Here is a 13,574-nt window from a genome sequence, read left to right on the forward strand (position 1 = left end):
CAAAAAGAGTCCGCCAGACGACACGACACGAAAGAGTTCCAACGTAATGAAAACTCTCGGATTTCACCGGATCGTAGCCAGCCTAGCGCTGGCATTTTCGCTGGTCATCGGCGCGCCTGCCGCCATGGCCCAGGATGCTGCAGCCACTCAGCAGCTCGAATCCATCGATCCGGCCGATGCAGCCGATGTTGCCGATCCCGAAGCGGTTTCGGCAGGCAGCGATGCCTACACCCCGATGGCCCCGACCGAGGGCAAGGGCATGCCGGTCCCGGGCGGGATCGACATCCAGCCGCAATATTCGGAGACGGGCGAATACGCCTATGGTCTTCACGTCGGCCTGTTCTGGGTGATGGTGGCAATCTGCCTCTTCGTGCTCGTGCTGATGCTCTACACCATGTTCAAGTTCCGCCGTTCGGCGAACCCGGTACCTTCGAAGACCAGCCACAACACTCTGATCGAAGTCATCTGGACGGTCGTCCCGGCGCTCATCCTGCTGGCCATCGCGATCCCCTCGATCACGCTGATCGCCAAGCAATACGAGACTCCGCCGAAGGACGCTATCACCATCAAGGCGATCGGCTACCAGTGGTACTGGGGTTATGCCTATCCCGACAATGGTGATTTCGAGATCGTGTCGAACATGCTCGACAAGGACGAGGCTGAAGCGCGGGGCGAGCCGCACCAGCTGGCCGTCGACAATCGCATGGTCGTCCCCGTTGGCGTTCCGATCCGCCTGCAGGTTACCGCAGCCGACGTGATCCACTCGTTCGCCGTGCCCAGCCTGTGGTTCAAGATGGACGCCGTGCCGGGCCGCCTGAACGAGCGTATCTTCGAGGTCGACGAGCCGGGCGTCTATTACGGCCAGTGCTCCGAACTGTGCGGCGCGCGCCACGGCTATATGCCGATAGCGGTCGAAGCGCTGCCGATGGACCAGTACAACGCCTGGGTCCTTGCCCAGGGCGGCACTGTCGCCGGTGCGGAAGAGGAAGGCGTCGAAGCCGACCCGACTGCCACCCCGGTGCAGACCCCTGAAAGCGCCGCTCCGGGAGCCCCGGGTGCAGGCGCACCGCCGGTCGAAAATCCGACCACCTGATTTAAGACCGACGACGAATTCAAGCTCGAGAGACTAGCATCATGGCCACTACCGCCGACAGCTTCCAGGCTCATACCGACGACCACGCGCACGATCACGCCGATCACAAGCCCGGCTTTTTCGCGCGCTGGTTTATGTCCACCAACCACAAGGACATCGGTACGCTCTACCTGATCTTCGCGATCGTCGCCGGTATCATCGGTGGCGCGATCTCGGGCATCATGCGTGCCGAGCTTGCCCAGCCGGGCATCCAGTACCTGCAGTTCTGGGCCGAATTCATGGGCGGTACGCCCGATTTCGACACCTCGCTGCACATGTGGAATGTGTTCATCACCGCCCACGGCCTGATCATGGTCTTCTTCATGGTCATGCCAGCCATGATCGGTGGCTTCGGCAACTGGTTCGTACCGCTGATGATTGGTGCGCCCGACATGGCCTTCCCGCGCATGAACAACGTTTCGTTCTGGCTGACTGTGGCCGGCTTCGTCTCGCTGCTGTTCTCGCTCTTCGTGCCTGGCGGCACGGGGCCGGGTGCCGGTGTCGGCTGGACCGTCTACGCCCCGCTGTCGACCTCGGGCTCGACCGGTCCGGCGGTCGATTTCGCGATCTTCTCGCTCCACCTCGCAGGTGCAGGTTCAATCCTGGGCGCGACCAACTTCATCACGACCATCTTCAACATGCGTGCGCCGGGCATGACGCTGCACAAGATGCCGCTGTTCGTCTGGTCGGTGCTTGTTACCGCCTTCCTGTTGCTGCTCGCGCTTCCGGTGCTGGCTGCGGCCATCACCATGCTGATCACCGACCGTAACTTCGGGACGACTTTCTTCGACCCCGCAGGCGGCGGCGATCCGATTCTCTATCAGCACCTGTTCTGGTTCTTCGGCCACCCCGAAGTCTACATCATGATTCTGCCTGGCTTTGGCATGATCAGCCAGATCATCGCCACCTTCAGCCGCAAGCCCATCTTTGGTTATCTCGGTATGGCCTATGCCATGGTCGCGATCGGCGTCGTCGGCTTCATCGTCTGGGCGCACCACATGTACACTGTGGGCCTCGACGTGAACACGAAGATGTACTTCACCGCGGCCACCATGGTCATCGCGGTCCCGACCGGCGTTAAGATCTTCAGCTGGATCGCCACGATGTGGGGCGGCTCGATCGAGTACAAGAGCCCCATGGTCTGGGCGCTTGGCATGATCTTCCTGTTTACCGTCGGCGGCGTGACCGGTGTCTATCTCGCCAATGGCGGCGTGGACGACGTGGTGCACGACACCTACTTCGTGGTGGCCCACTTCCATTATGTGCTGTCGATGGGTGCCGTCTTCTCGATGTTCGCGGGTTTCTACTACTGGTTCCCGAAGATGAGCGGACGGATGCATTCCGAACTGCTCAGCCACATCCACTTCTGGCTGTTCTTCATCGGCGTGAACGTGATCTTCTTCCCGCAGCACTTCCTCGGCCTGCAGGGCATGCCGCGTCGCTATCCCGACTATGCCGACGCCTATGCCTATTGGAACGAGATCAGCACAATCGGCTATATGATCATGGCGTTCTCGATGATCTTCTTCTTCGTGAACATCATCTACGCGTTCGTGGCCGGCAAGAAGGCGGAAGACAACTACTGGGGCGAAGGCGCGACCACGCTCGAGTGGAGCCTGTCGAGCCCGCCGCCGTTCCATCAGTTTAGCGAATTGCCGGTGATCGAAGACCATCACGATCACCACGACCACATCGGCGACGCGAAGCCGGCTCACGCCTGAGCGACCGCGTCACTGGACAAGGACAAGCGGCCGGTTCCATGAGGGACCGGCCGTTTTTCTTTGCCTGAAGGAGGGAGAGGCCCGTGCCCGAAATGCGGATGATCGACGTCGGCGAATTGCGCCTTCGCTGCGCCATAAAAGGCGACGGACCGCTCGCAATAATGGTCCACGGCTTTCCCGAAAGCTGGTACAGCTGGCGGCACCAGCTGGGGCCGCTGGCCGAGGCCGGTTTCACCGCCTGCGCCATCGACGTCCGCGGCTATGGCGGATCGGACAAGCCCGAGCCTGTCGAGGCTTACGCCATGGAGCGGATCATCGGCGACCTGGTGGGCCTCAAGAAGGCGCTCCAGCCCGACCAGCCCGCAATCCTCATCGGCCACGACTGGGGCGCCCCCATCGTGTGGACCACGGCGCTCACGCATCCGGAGCATTTCCGGGCCGTGGCGGGGCTGTCCGTTCCCTTCGCCGGTGTGCCGAGCCGCCCCTTCACCGAGGTCTTCCACGAGCACTTCACCTCCCGAGGCAAGTTCTTCTACCAGGAATATTTCCAGCAGCCCGGCATCGCCGAGGCCGAAGCCGAGAAGGACCCGCGCGACTGGGTGGCGCGCATGATGTATTCGATCAGCGGCGATGTTCCGCCGGGCGATTACTGGTCCAAGCCCTATGGCGCGACCTTCCTGGAAGGCTTGCCCGATCCCCAACCGATCGCGTGGCTGACCGAGCAGGACCTCGATTTTTACGAGGCGGAATTCAAGGCATCGGGATTTCGCGGCCCTCTCAACCGCTATCGCAATCACGTCGCCGATTACGAATGGCTGCAGGGTTGGCAGGGGATGCGCATCGAGCAGCCCTCCCTCTTCATCGGCGGCACGCGCGATCCGGCGACTTATCTCTTCGGCGCCGTGACCGATCCCATCGCGCTGATGACAATGTTCGCGCCCAAGGTAGAGGGGCATATCCTCGATGGCATCGGTCACTGGACGCAGCAGGAGCGCCCGGATGAGGTGAACCGTATCCTGATTGACTGGATTAAGCGGCTCTGAGCCCCTATAGGCGCCGCAGAAGCGAATCCCATGACCGAAGCCGTTCCCACCTCCACCCAGCTCCCCGCGGACTGGCGCGACTTTTTCGCGCTGACCAAGCCGGGCGTCATGCGCCTCGTGATTTTCACGGGGCTATGCGGCCTCCTCGCGGCTCCGGGCAATATCCACCCCATCCTTGGTTTCACGGCCATCCTTTGCATCGCGCTCGGCGCGGGCGGGGCGGCCGCGCTCAACCAATGGTGGGAAAGCGATATCGACGCCATCATGAAGCGAACGAGCGCGCGCCCGCTGCCCGCCGGCCGGATGAAGCGGACAGAGGCCCGTGACTTCGGCCTGTTCATCTCCGGCGCTTCGGTGGTGATCATGGGTCTGGCGATCAACTGGCTGTCGGCCGCGATCCTCGCCTTCTCGATTTTCTACTATGCCGTGATCTACACGATCTGGCTCAAGCCGCGTACGCCGCAGAATATCGTCATCGGCGGCGGTGCGGGGGCCTTTCCGCCGCTGATCGGCTGGGTTGCGGTGACAGGCGACATCACCTTGATGCCGGTGCTGCTGTTCCTCATCATCTTCATGTGGACACCGCCGCATTTCTGGGCGCTCGCGCTGTTCGTCGAGACCGACTATGCCAAGGCCGGCATCCCCATGATGCCAGTGGTCAAGGGCCATCGCTCCACGCGTCGCCAGGTCATGGTCTATTCGCTGCTCATGCTTCCCACCGTGCTCGCGCCCTGGGCGATCGGGGGAACCGGGTGGATTTACGGAGTGACGGCGCTCGCGCTGACCCTGCTGTTCATCGCGCTGACGGTTCCCGTGGCGACGCGAGATCCGGCCGAGGGAGACGCGATGCGGGCGGAAAAGCGGCTGTTCCTCTATTCCATCGCCTATCTGTTCATCCTGTTCGGCGCCCTCGTCGTCGACCGCGTGCTTCATTATCAGGGATTTGTCGGATGACCCCCGAAGAAGAGAAAGAATTCCGCCGTCGCCAGAAGAGCCGCAATCTCGTGCTTGGCGGACTGTTGCTGTTCATGGCGCTCCTGTTCTACGCAATTACCATCGTGAGGATGTGAGGTAGCCATGACGACAGCGACGCTCGAATCTCGCAAGAACCGGACCGCGCTGCTGGCGCTGGCGGCGGCTGCGGGCATGCTGGGCCTCGGTTATGCGGCGGTCCCGCTCTACCAGCTGTTCTGCCAGGTGACCGGCTTTGGCGGCACAACGCAGCGCGCAACCGAAAGCGATGCCGAGATCGCGGCGCGCCTCGGTGCGGCAGCGGGCGGCCAGCAAATCTCGATCCGCTTTGACGGCACCGTAGCGCCGGGCCTTGGCTGGAGCTTCAAGCCCGAGCAGGTGACCGACACCGTTACCATCGGCCAGCGTGACATGGCGATCTATCTCGCCAAGAACAATTCCGACCGCGCGATCACCGGTACGGCCACTTTCAATGTCGAGCCCGAGCAGGCCGGCGCCTATTTCAACAAGATCCAGTGCTTCTGCTTCACCGAACAGACGCTGCAGCCGGGGCAGGAAGTGCGAATGCCCGTGCTTTATTTCGTCGACCCCAAGGCGCTGGACGATTCGAACATGGAAGGCGTGGAGCAGATAACTCTCTCCTACACCTTCCATGAGGCGAAGGATTAGGCCCCGTGCCAAAGAATAACCGCGCCTGCCCCCTAGACCCGCGCGCCCATGCGCATTAAGGGCAGCCGCTAAGCGAAACCCAGGATACGAGTACAATGGCTGGTAACGTCAATCACGAATATCACATCCTCGAACCCGATATCTGGCCGCTGATCGGCTCGCTATCGGCGCTGACCTTCACCAGCGGTATGGTGCTCTACATGCACGAGATGGCTTCGGCCCACCTCGTGCTCGGCCTCGGCATCGCCGGCCTGATCGCCACCTTCTTCAGCTGGTTCTCGAACATCGTGAAGGAAGCCGAGCGCGGCGACCACACGCCGATCGTCCAGCTGCACATGCGTTACGGCATGATCCTGTTCATCGCGTCGGAAGTGATGTTCTTCGTCGGCTGGTTCTGGAGCTGGTTCGACTTCTCGCTCTTCCCTAGCGAGGTTTCGGAAGTAGTCGGCGGGCAGTTCCCGCCTGTCGCTATCGAGGCGGTCATCAACCCCTTCGGCCTGCCGCTGCTTAACACGCTGATCCTGCTCTGCTCGGGTACGACGGTGACTTGGGCGCATCACTCGCTGATCCATGGCGACCGTGACGGGCTCAAGAAAGGCCTGTGGCTGACCGTGATCCTCGGCGCGGTCTTCACCGCTATCCAGGCTTACGAATACGCGGCCGCTCCCTTCGCTTTCGGTGGCAACACCTACAGCTCGGCCTTCTACATGGCGACCGGCTTCCACGGCTTCCACGTGCTCGTCGGCACGATCTTCCTGATCGTGTGTCTGATCCGCGCCTACAAGGGCCACTTCACCCCGCGCCAACACTTCGGTTTCGAAGCGGCTGCGTGGTACTGGCACTTCGTCGACGTGGTGTGGCTGTTCCTCTTCGCCGTCGTCTACGTCTGGGGCGGCTGGGGCGCTGCGACCCATTGATGCAGATCGGCATTCGTTGATACAGAAAATGGGGCAGCCCGGTTCGCCGCGGCTGCCCCTTTCGCTTCCGAGAGACCATGACCCGACGCATTCCCATCATCCCGACGATTATGGTCGCCGGCGCCATCGCGGTGATGATTGCGCTCGGCCTCTGGCAGCTTGGCCGGATGGACGAGAAGGCTGCGCTGATCGCGCAGGCCGAACAGAACCTGCGCATGTCGTCCGAAGTCGCATACCCCCGCACCGAGGCCGAGCTGGAGCAGCGCCTCTACCGCCGCACCACGATCTTCTGCGCGACCGTTTCGGGTGCGACGACCATGGCGGGGACAAGCGCGCGCGGTGAGAAGGGCGTGGCGCAGCGCGTCACCTGCGCGCTCGAAGATGGCATGCCGGTGAAGGTCGATCTCGGCTATTCGCGCAACCCGCAGCCCGTTGCTTGGAACGGCGGAGAGGTGCGCGGCACGATAGCTCCGGGCGGACGCGTGGTTGCCGCCGAACCGGTGGCGGACCTCGAAGGTCTTGCGCCCCCCGACCCGCGCGACCTGCCGAACAACCACCTCGCTTACGCCGGGCAGTGGTTCTTCTTCGCGCTGACGGCGCTCGTTATCTACCTCCTCGCCCTGCGCCGCCGCGCCACGCGGACTAGGGACGATTAAAGACCCGCTTGCTTGCCCGTGCGCCCCCGCACGGCTAACCGCATCCGCGCAATGAAATACGTCTCCACACGAGGTGAGGCTCCGAGCCTTGATTTCGCCGAAGTCACGCTGGCCGGCCTGGCGAGCGATTGTGGGCTTTACGTGCCCGAAAGCTGGCCGCACTTTTCCGCCGAACGGATCGCGGCGATGCGCGGGCTGCCCTATGCCGAACTTGCCGCGCGAGTGATGGAACCGTTCGTGGGCGACAGTCTCACGCCGGAGCGCCTGCGCGAACTGACCGCCAAGGCCTATGGCCGCTTCGCGCACAAGGCGGTGACCCCGCTGGTGCAACTGGACGAGCAGCACTGGGTGCTCGAACTCTTCCACGGCCCCACGCTCGCCTTCAAGGATGTGGCGCTGCAGATGCTTGGCTTGCTGTTCGAGGAATTCCTCAGCCGCGAAGAGGGCAGCCTGACAGTCGTCGGCGCGACCAGCGGCGATACCGGCAGCGCGGCGATCGATGCGGTGGCGGGTCTCGACAATGTCGAGATCTTCATGCTCCACCCCAAGGGCCGGGTGAGCGACGTCCAACGCCGGCAGATGACGACCGTGCGCGCGCCCAACGTCCACAACATCGCCATCGACGGATCGTTCGACGACGCGCAGGCGATGGTGAAGCGCATCTTCGCCGACACGGACGTGACCGCAAAGCACCGCATCGGCGCGGTCAATTCGATCAACTGGGCACGGCTGATGGCGCAGGTGGTTTATTATTTCGCCGCCTCGCTCCAGCTGGGCGGGCCCGAGCGGAAGCTTGCCTTCAGCGTCCCCACAGGCAATTTCGGCGATGTCTTTGCAGGGCATGTCGCAGCGCGGATGGGTCTGCCGATCGAAAAGCTGATCGTCGCCACCAACGTCAACGACATCCTCCACCGCGCGCTGGCCGACGGCGATTATTCTGCCGGATCGGTCACACCGACAAGTGCGCCGAGCATGGACATCCAGGTCAGCTCCAATTTCGAACGCCTGTTGTTCGACGTCGGCGGGCGCGACGGATTGGCGCTGGCCGAGCAAATGCGCGGCTTCGATGCGTCGCAAGCGATGCGGCTTACCAACGCCCAGACCGAGGGCGTCGCGCTCTTCACCAGCGCGCGCGCGGACGAGGACGACACCTTGCAGGCAATGCGCTGGGCTTGCGAAAACTGCGGCGAAATGCTCGACCCGCACACCGCCATCGGCCTCCACGCCGCGCGCGCGGCGGACATAGCGCCCCTTGTTCCGGTGGTGACCCTCGCCACGGCCCATCCGGCAAAGTTCCCCGATGCGGTCGAGCGCGCCACGGGCCTGCGCCCCTCTCTTCCCGCCCGCGTCGGCGACCTCTTCGCACGCGAGGAAAGCTTCGTCGAATTGCCCGGCACTTACGAGACCGTGCGCGACCACATCATGGAGCACGCTTCCTGATGGCCGGGCTGACACGCGATCCGGTGCTGATGGTCGGCGAGGGCTGGGACGGCTATCGCCTCCTCGACAGCGGGCATGGCCGCAAGTTCGAAGCCTATGGCGACTATCGCTTCATCCGCCCCGAACCGCAGGCCATGTGGTCGCCGAGGCTCGATTACTGGGACGCGCATGGCGAATTCGTCCCTGGCAGCGATGAGGACGGCGGCGGGCGCTGGCAGTATTCGGAGGACGTCCCGGAGCATGGCTGGCCGCTGGGCTGGGGCGACGAGATCCGCTTCACCGCGCAGTGCACGCCGTTCCGCCACCTTGGCTTCTTCCCCGACATGGCGCCCGTCTGGACCTGGATGGGCGAGCAGTTGGATGGCCGCACCGATGCCGAGACGATGAACCTCTTCGGCTATACGGGCGTCGGCACACAGGCGCTGAGCAAATACGGCCGAGTGACCCATGTCGATGCGAGCAAAAAGTCCGTCGCACAGGCGCGCGAAAACGCCGCGCTCGCCGGCCTGGACGACCGTCCGGTGCGCTGGCTGGTCGAGGACGCGATGAAATACACTGCGCGCGAAGTGCGGCGCGGGCGGCGCTACGACGGCATCATTCTCGACCCGCCCAAGTTCGGCCGCGGCCCCGACGGTGAGGTCTGGCGCCTCGAACAGGGCTTGCCCGATCTCGTCTCCGATTGCCGCCAGCTGCTCGATCAGGACAGCAGCTTCCTTTTCCTCACGGTCTACGCGGTGCGGATGAGCAGCCTTGCGCTCGGTGGCTTGCTCGAGGAGGTCTTTGCGGGGCTGCCCGGCACTATCGAGCACGGCGATCTTGCCGTGCAGGAAGAGGGCGGCCGCCTGTTGCCCACGGCGATCTTCGCGCGCTGGTCCAATCCGCGCTAGGGACGGGCCATGAACGATTCGCTTATTCTCGAAGTCGCCGATTTCGAACACGACGTGCTCACCGGGATCTATTCCGAAGAGACCGGTAAGCCGCAGCCGCTGCGCTTCACAATCCAGGTGCGCATGAAGCCGCTGCGGCATTACGATCCCGACACGCCGCTCGACGATTCCAAGAACTACATGGACTTGAAATTTGCCGCGTCCAAGGCGCTGCCCGAAGGCGTGCATTTCAAGCTGATCGAGGCGGTGGCCGATCATGTCTGCGAGACGCTGTTCCTGCAGGACAAGCGCGTCGAGGCGGTGACAGTGAAGATCGTCAAGCTGGCAATTTCCGAAGCTGGCGAGAAGATCGGCATCACGCTCCACCGCGAGCGCCGCGAATGAAGCGGATCGCGGTCGAGGGTCTGCCGGAAGAGCCGCTCGCCGCAGCGGGGCTGTTCCACCAGAACTGGCTTGACCCCGTGGAACGCGCGCTGGAGGCGGGGGAGGATGTGCTGGTCACGCTCGATCCCGCCGACCACACGCATGACGAATGGCGCAAGGCCGCCGCCGCCATGCTGGCGCGCAAGCATGCGCCGCGTCGCGTGGTGCTGGTGGCAGGCGAGGGAGCGGCGCTCCAACCGATCGAAAACTATCTGGCAAGCGCGCCTGGCGTGACAGGGCAATATCTCAAGGCTGCCGGATGAGCGTGACCATCCTCTTCCTCGGTCCCTTGCGCGACCTTGCTGGCGAGGCGGAGCGCGAAGTGGCCGCGCCGCTCGACTGGGATGGGCTGCTAGGCGCGGTGGGCACGGACATAGCCGCACAACTCGAAGACGAGCGCGTCAACGTCGCCTGCAAGGGTAAGGTCCTCGCCGACAAGCGCGCGCTCATGGCCGAAGATGGCGATGAGGTCGCGCTGCTGCCGCCGGTGAGCGGTGGCTAGACTTGTCCTCTCCGCCCCGCTCGACGTTCGCCTGCTCGACAAGGGAATGTCTGTGGGCGAAGCGCTGGCGGCGTTCAACGCCGCGCATGGCGAGGCAGGCGGGGTGGTCTCCTTCCTTGGCAAGGTAAGGCCCGACGGCGGTGTCCGCGCGCTCGAACTGACGTTTTACGCGCCGCTGACCCTCCCGGGCATGGAGGAACTCGCACAAACCGCGATAAACCGCTTCGTTCTGGAAGGCGCGCTGGTCTGGCATCGAGTCGGTGTGATGACCCCGGGCGAGGCCATCGTGCTGGTCGCCACTGCCGCACGCCATCGCCGCAGCGCCTTTGAGGCGGCCGACTTCCTGATGGACCACCTCAAATCCGCCGCCTGGTTCTGGAAGCGCGAGCGTAGGGACGACGGCTGGCACTGGATCGAACCGCGCGGCGAAGACCACGCAGACCTGGTCCGCTGGAAATAATCTTCCCCGTTTGATCTCGATCAAGGAACGGGGCGACAGTCTGCGCCAGAACATCTCCAACAAAGGAGATCGTTCATGTCGAAGCACCTCACTCGCGAACTCGTTGCCGAACAGGCCGCCATCGTCGCAGCGCCGAAGCCGCGCCACGAGGTGGACCGCACGTTCGAGCTTCCCAAGGGCCTCTATGCGGCGACCGTCGCTCTTTACCTCGGATTTCTAGCGGTAATGGCAACGGGCCTATCCTCGCCCGGTCTCATTATCCCGATGGCAATCTTCACCCTCTTCGTCGTCGCCGGCTTCGGAGTGCCGGCGATCTGGGCGCGGCTCGAACCCGCACCCCGCTCGCGCCCGATGAGCTTTGCCCGGCTTCGTCGCGATGGGATCGTCACGCTGACCGGCCGTCTGACGGCCCGGGATGCCAGCGTCCAGATGCTGATCCTCCCGGTCATCATCTTCTGCTGGGGCGTGACCACGGTCACCATCGCAGCGCTGGTCCACTGACCGGCGTTACCGAAGGGGGAGGAGCGCGGGGTCGAGCAATTCGATCCCGCGCTTTCCGTTGCGCCGGATAGAGCCCTCGCGTTCAAAGCGGGTCAGCATCCGGCTTACCGTTTCGATCGTCAGGCCGAGCATGTCGGCAAGCTCTCCGCGCGAGAGCGGAAGGTCGAATTCCTTCGCCGGATGGCAGGGCGAATCGCTAGCCGCACGGGCTAGCGAGAGGAGCGCGCCCGCGACCCTCTGTTCCGCCGACGCCGTGCCGGTCAGTGCAAGCAGTTCGCGGCTGGCGAACAGATCTTCTTGCGTCCGGCGCAGCAGCGCCAGACCCAGACTGGGATACCGTTCGATCGCCTCGGCAAAGGCGGGGCCGGAGAATACGCACAATTCGCACTCGCCCAGCGCCACCACATCGTGCCGCATATAGGGGCCGAACATCTCGCCGACAAAGCCCGAGGGGTGGACGAGCGAAAGGATTCGCTCTCTCCCGTCCGCATCGATGGAGGTGATCTTGAGCGCGCCGCTCTTCAGCGTGGCGCAGGCTGCCTCGCTCATCCCGGCTGTGAACAGGGTTTCGCCCTTGGCCAGCTTGCGGGTGCGGCCGGCCTTGGCGAGCTCGTCGCGCTCCGCCTCGTCGAGCACCGCGCAAGCCGCGCGGTCGCGAACCGAGCAAGTGGCGCAGGAAAGGCTCATCGTACTTGCGCGCGCAGGTCCTCGAGCACGCTGTCCTCCTCGTTTACCAACGCGATGACGCCGCTGCGCGCTGCTTCCACGGCAGCCGAATCGTCTGCTGCCACGAGGGTCGCGGCATAGATCGCGTCGAGGTCGCCCAGCGGGACGGCCGTGAGGCTGCGTGCCGAATCGAGCTCGGCAAGCGCGACCTGCGCGGCGGCCCAGCTGTCGCTGCCCACGGCGCTGCCGCGCGCGGCGGCCACCAACCGTTCGGCGCGGGGGCGGGCCTCGTCGAAGCGGGAGTGGGCATCCTCGGCAGCTGCCACCAGCGAGGCGAGGCGCGCTTCGAGGCCGCCGGTGAGGTCGACCTCCACCGGGGGAACGTCGATCCGCTGCGGTTCGCCGGTTTCGAACTGGCCCTCGGCCCGCTCGGCATCGCGCACGGCAAGCGAGGGGTAGTCCGTCCCGGCGGAGGCGCAGGCCCCGAGCAAGGCGGACAGAGAAATAAGGCAGGCAGCTCTTGCGTATTGCACCATGCCTGCCCCATAGCATGCGAAAGATCGCGTGCCAGCGAGAAAGCCAAAAAAGCACCGCGTTCGGCGTTGACTTGGGCCTACCTTTCGCCTAACGGCACGCTTCTTTCCGGGCCCGACACTTCGGCGGGTCGACGGGTGCGCCGTAGATTCGCAAGGACGCGGCACAGCAATTTGTAACGAGAGATACGACCATGTTCGCAGTAGTGCGCACGGGCGGCAAGCAGTACCGGGTTGCCGCCGGAGACAAGATCGCGGTTGAAAAGCTGGCTGGCGAAGCCGGTGACACCATCACGCTGGGTGACGTCCTGCTCGCAGGCGAAGGCGACAAGCTCGCCGAAGCTGCCAAGACTGTCGTTTCGGCCGAAATCATTGCGCAGGCGAAGAGCGAAAAGGTCACGGTCTTCAAGAAGCGCCGCCGCCACAACTATCGCCGCAAGAACGGCCACCGCCAGATGATGACGCTGCTGCGCATCACTGCCGTTGGCGATTCGAAGGCCGAAAAGAAGGCTGCTCCCAAGAAGGAAGCCGCTCCGAAGAAGGATACTTCGGAGGAAAAGGCTGCGCCGAAGGCCAAGAAGGCTGCACCCAAGAAGGACGCGGCCCCGGCCAAGTCGGGCACGCACGCCACCGAGAAGAAGGCTCCTGCCAAGAAGGCAGCCGCCAAGAAGACCGAATCCAAGAAGTAAGGATCTGAACCATGGCACATAAAAAAGCAGGCGGTTCATCGCGTAACGGTCGCGACTCAGCCGGTCGTCGTCTTGGTGTGAAGAAGTTCGGCAGCGAAAACGTCGTCGCCGGCAACATTATCGTGCGTCAGCGCGGCACGAAGTTCTACCCGGCCGTCAACGTCGGTATGGGCAAGGACCACACGCTGTTCGCGCTTACCGACGGCGTCGTCCGATTCCACTCGGGCAAGCTTGGCCGCAAATACGTGTCGGTCGACCAGATGGCTGAAGCTGCCGAATAAACGGACGCTCCGATAACGGGATCGTCCAGACGAGACGGTCCCAGCCGGGCTAACGATCCGGCAGACGAAGAGGGAGATGGGG

General features: G+C 63.9%; 18 protein-coding genes. 16 read left to right on the top strand and 2 right to left on the bottom strand.

The features are described from left to right. Positions 1-46: 46 nt before the first annotated feature. The 14 genes from coxB (at position 47) to ED21_RS09135 (ending at position 11,323) form a co-directional block, all read left to right on the top strand. Complete coding sequence (coxB, locus tag ED21_RS09065) at positions 47-1,093, top strand: cytochrome c oxidase subunit II (RefSeq protein ID WP_034922028.1); 1,047 nt, start codon at positions 47-49, stop codon at positions 1,091-1,093. Between the two features lie 41 nt (positions 1,094-1,134). Next, positions 1,135-2,853: a cytochrome c oxidase subunit I gene (ctaD, locus tag ED21_RS09070; protein ID WP_006833578.1), complete on the top strand. Its 1,719-nt coding sequence runs from the start codon at positions 1,135-1,137 to the stop codon at positions 2,851-2,853. Positions 2,854-2,945: 92 nt separating this feature from the next. Then, a complete protein-coding gene (locus ED21_RS09075; protein ID WP_006833579.1) occupies positions 2,946-3,896 on the top strand; it encodes an alpha/beta fold hydrolase in 951 nt (316 codons plus the stop codon). A 30-nt stretch (positions 3,897-3,926) separates the two neighbouring features. After that, positions 3,927-4,850, top strand: a complete 924-nt coding sequence (locus ED21_RS09080; protein ID WP_006833580.1) for a heme o synthase — start codon at positions 3,927-3,929, stop codon at positions 4,848-4,850. Between the two features lie 123 nt (positions 4,851-4,973). Next, a complete protein-coding gene (locus ED21_RS09090; RefSeq protein ID WP_006833582.1) occupies positions 4,974-5,537 on the top strand; it encodes a cytochrome c oxidase assembly protein in 564 nt (187 codons plus the stop codon). Positions 5,538-5,632: 95 nt separating this feature from the next. Next, on the top strand, positions 5,633-6,454 hold the full coding sequence (locus tag ED21_RS09095) for a cytochrome c oxidase subunit 3 (RefSeq protein WP_006833583.1): 822 nt from the start codon (positions 5,633-5,635) through the stop codon (positions 6,452-6,454). Between the two features lie 77 nt (positions 6,455-6,531). Next, the gene (locus tag ED21_RS09100) at positions 6,532-7,110 is read left to right on the top strand and encodes an SURF1 family cytochrome oxidase biogenesis protein (protein ID WP_006833584.1); all 579 of its coding nucleotides are present in this window, start codon (positions 6,532-6,534) and stop codon (positions 7,108-7,110) included. A gap of 51 nt (positions 7,111-7,161) precedes the next feature. Next, the gene (gene thrC, locus ED21_RS09105) at positions 7,162-8,550 is read left to right on the top strand and encodes a threonine synthase (protein WP_006833585.1); all 1,389 of its coding nucleotides are present in this window, start codon (positions 7,162-7,164) and stop codon (positions 8,548-8,550) included. Further along, positions 8,550-9,437, top strand: a complete 888-nt coding sequence (locus tag ED21_RS09110; RefSeq protein WP_006833586.1) for a class I SAM-dependent methyltransferase — start codon at positions 8,550-8,552, stop codon at positions 9,435-9,437. Before thrC ends, ED21_RS09110 begins: the two co-directional genes overlap by 1 nt. Positions 9,438-9,446: 9 nt before the next feature. Beyond that, a complete protein-coding gene (locus ED21_RS09115; RefSeq protein WP_006833587.1) occupies positions 9,447-9,821 on the top strand; it encodes a dihydroneopterin aldolase in 375 nt (124 codons plus the stop codon). Then, a complete protein-coding gene (locus ED21_RS09120) occupies positions 9,818-10,123 on the top strand; it encodes a Rossmann fold domain-containing protein (RefSeq protein WP_006833588.1) in 306 nt (101 codons plus the stop codon). Before ED21_RS09115 ends, ED21_RS09120 begins: the two co-directional genes overlap by 4 nt. Further along, complete coding sequence (locus ED21_RS09125) at positions 10,120-10,362, top strand: MoaD/ThiS family protein (RefSeq protein ID WP_006833589.1); 243 nt, start codon at positions 10,120-10,122, stop codon at positions 10,360-10,362. Before ED21_RS09120 ends, ED21_RS09125 begins: the two co-directional genes overlap by 4 nt. A 46-nt stretch (positions 10,363-10,408) precedes the next feature. Beyond that, positions 10,409-10,822, top strand: a complete 414-nt coding sequence (locus tag ED21_RS09130) for a molybdenum cofactor biosynthesis protein MoaE (protein ID WP_006833590.1) — start codon at positions 10,409-10,411, stop codon at positions 10,820-10,822. A 75-nt stretch (positions 10,823-10,897) separates the two neighbouring features. Continuing rightward, a complete protein-coding gene (locus ED21_RS09135) occupies positions 10,898-11,323 on the top strand; it encodes a hypothetical protein (protein WP_006833591.1) in 426 nt (141 codons plus the stop codon). 6 nt (positions 11,324-11,329) lie between these two features. Here the strand turns inward: ED21_RS09135 and ED21_RS09140 are convergent, their stop codons facing one another. Beyond that, positions 11,330-12,010 carry a Crp/Fnr family transcriptional regulator gene (locus ED21_RS09140; RefSeq protein WP_034922035.1) on the bottom strand — a complete coding sequence of 227 codons (681 nt, stop codon included), beginning with the start codon at positions 12,008-12,010 and terminating at the stop codon, positions 11,330-11,332. Next, positions 12,007-12,525 carry a hypothetical protein gene (locus tag ED21_RS09145; protein WP_006833593.1) on the bottom strand — a complete coding sequence of 173 codons (519 nt, stop codon included), beginning with the start codon at positions 12,523-12,525 and terminating at the stop codon, positions 12,007-12,009. Before ED21_RS09145 ends, ED21_RS09140 begins: the two co-directional genes overlap by 4 nt. Before the next feature lie 191 nt (positions 12,526-12,716). Between ED21_RS09145 and rplU the strand changes: the two genes are divergently transcribed. Next, positions 12,717-13,211, top strand: coding sequence for a 50S ribosomal protein L21 (gene rplU / locus ED21_RS09150; RefSeq protein ID WP_006833594.1), 495 nt, complete (start codon positions 12,717-12,719; stop codon positions 13,209-13,211). 11 nt (positions 13,212-13,222) lie between these two features. Then, the gene (rpmA, locus tag ED21_RS09155) at positions 13,223-13,492 is read left to right on the top strand and encodes a 50S ribosomal protein L27 (protein WP_006833595.1); all 270 of its coding nucleotides are present in this window, start codon (positions 13,223-13,225) and stop codon (positions 13,490-13,492) included. Positions 13,493-13,574 lie beyond the last annotated feature (82 nt).

Origin of the sequence: Erythrobacter sp. SD-21 (assembly GCF_000181515.1) — a bacterium.
Lineage (GTDB): Bacteria > Pseudomonadota > Alphaproteobacteria > Sphingomonadales > Sphingomonadaceae > Qipengyuania.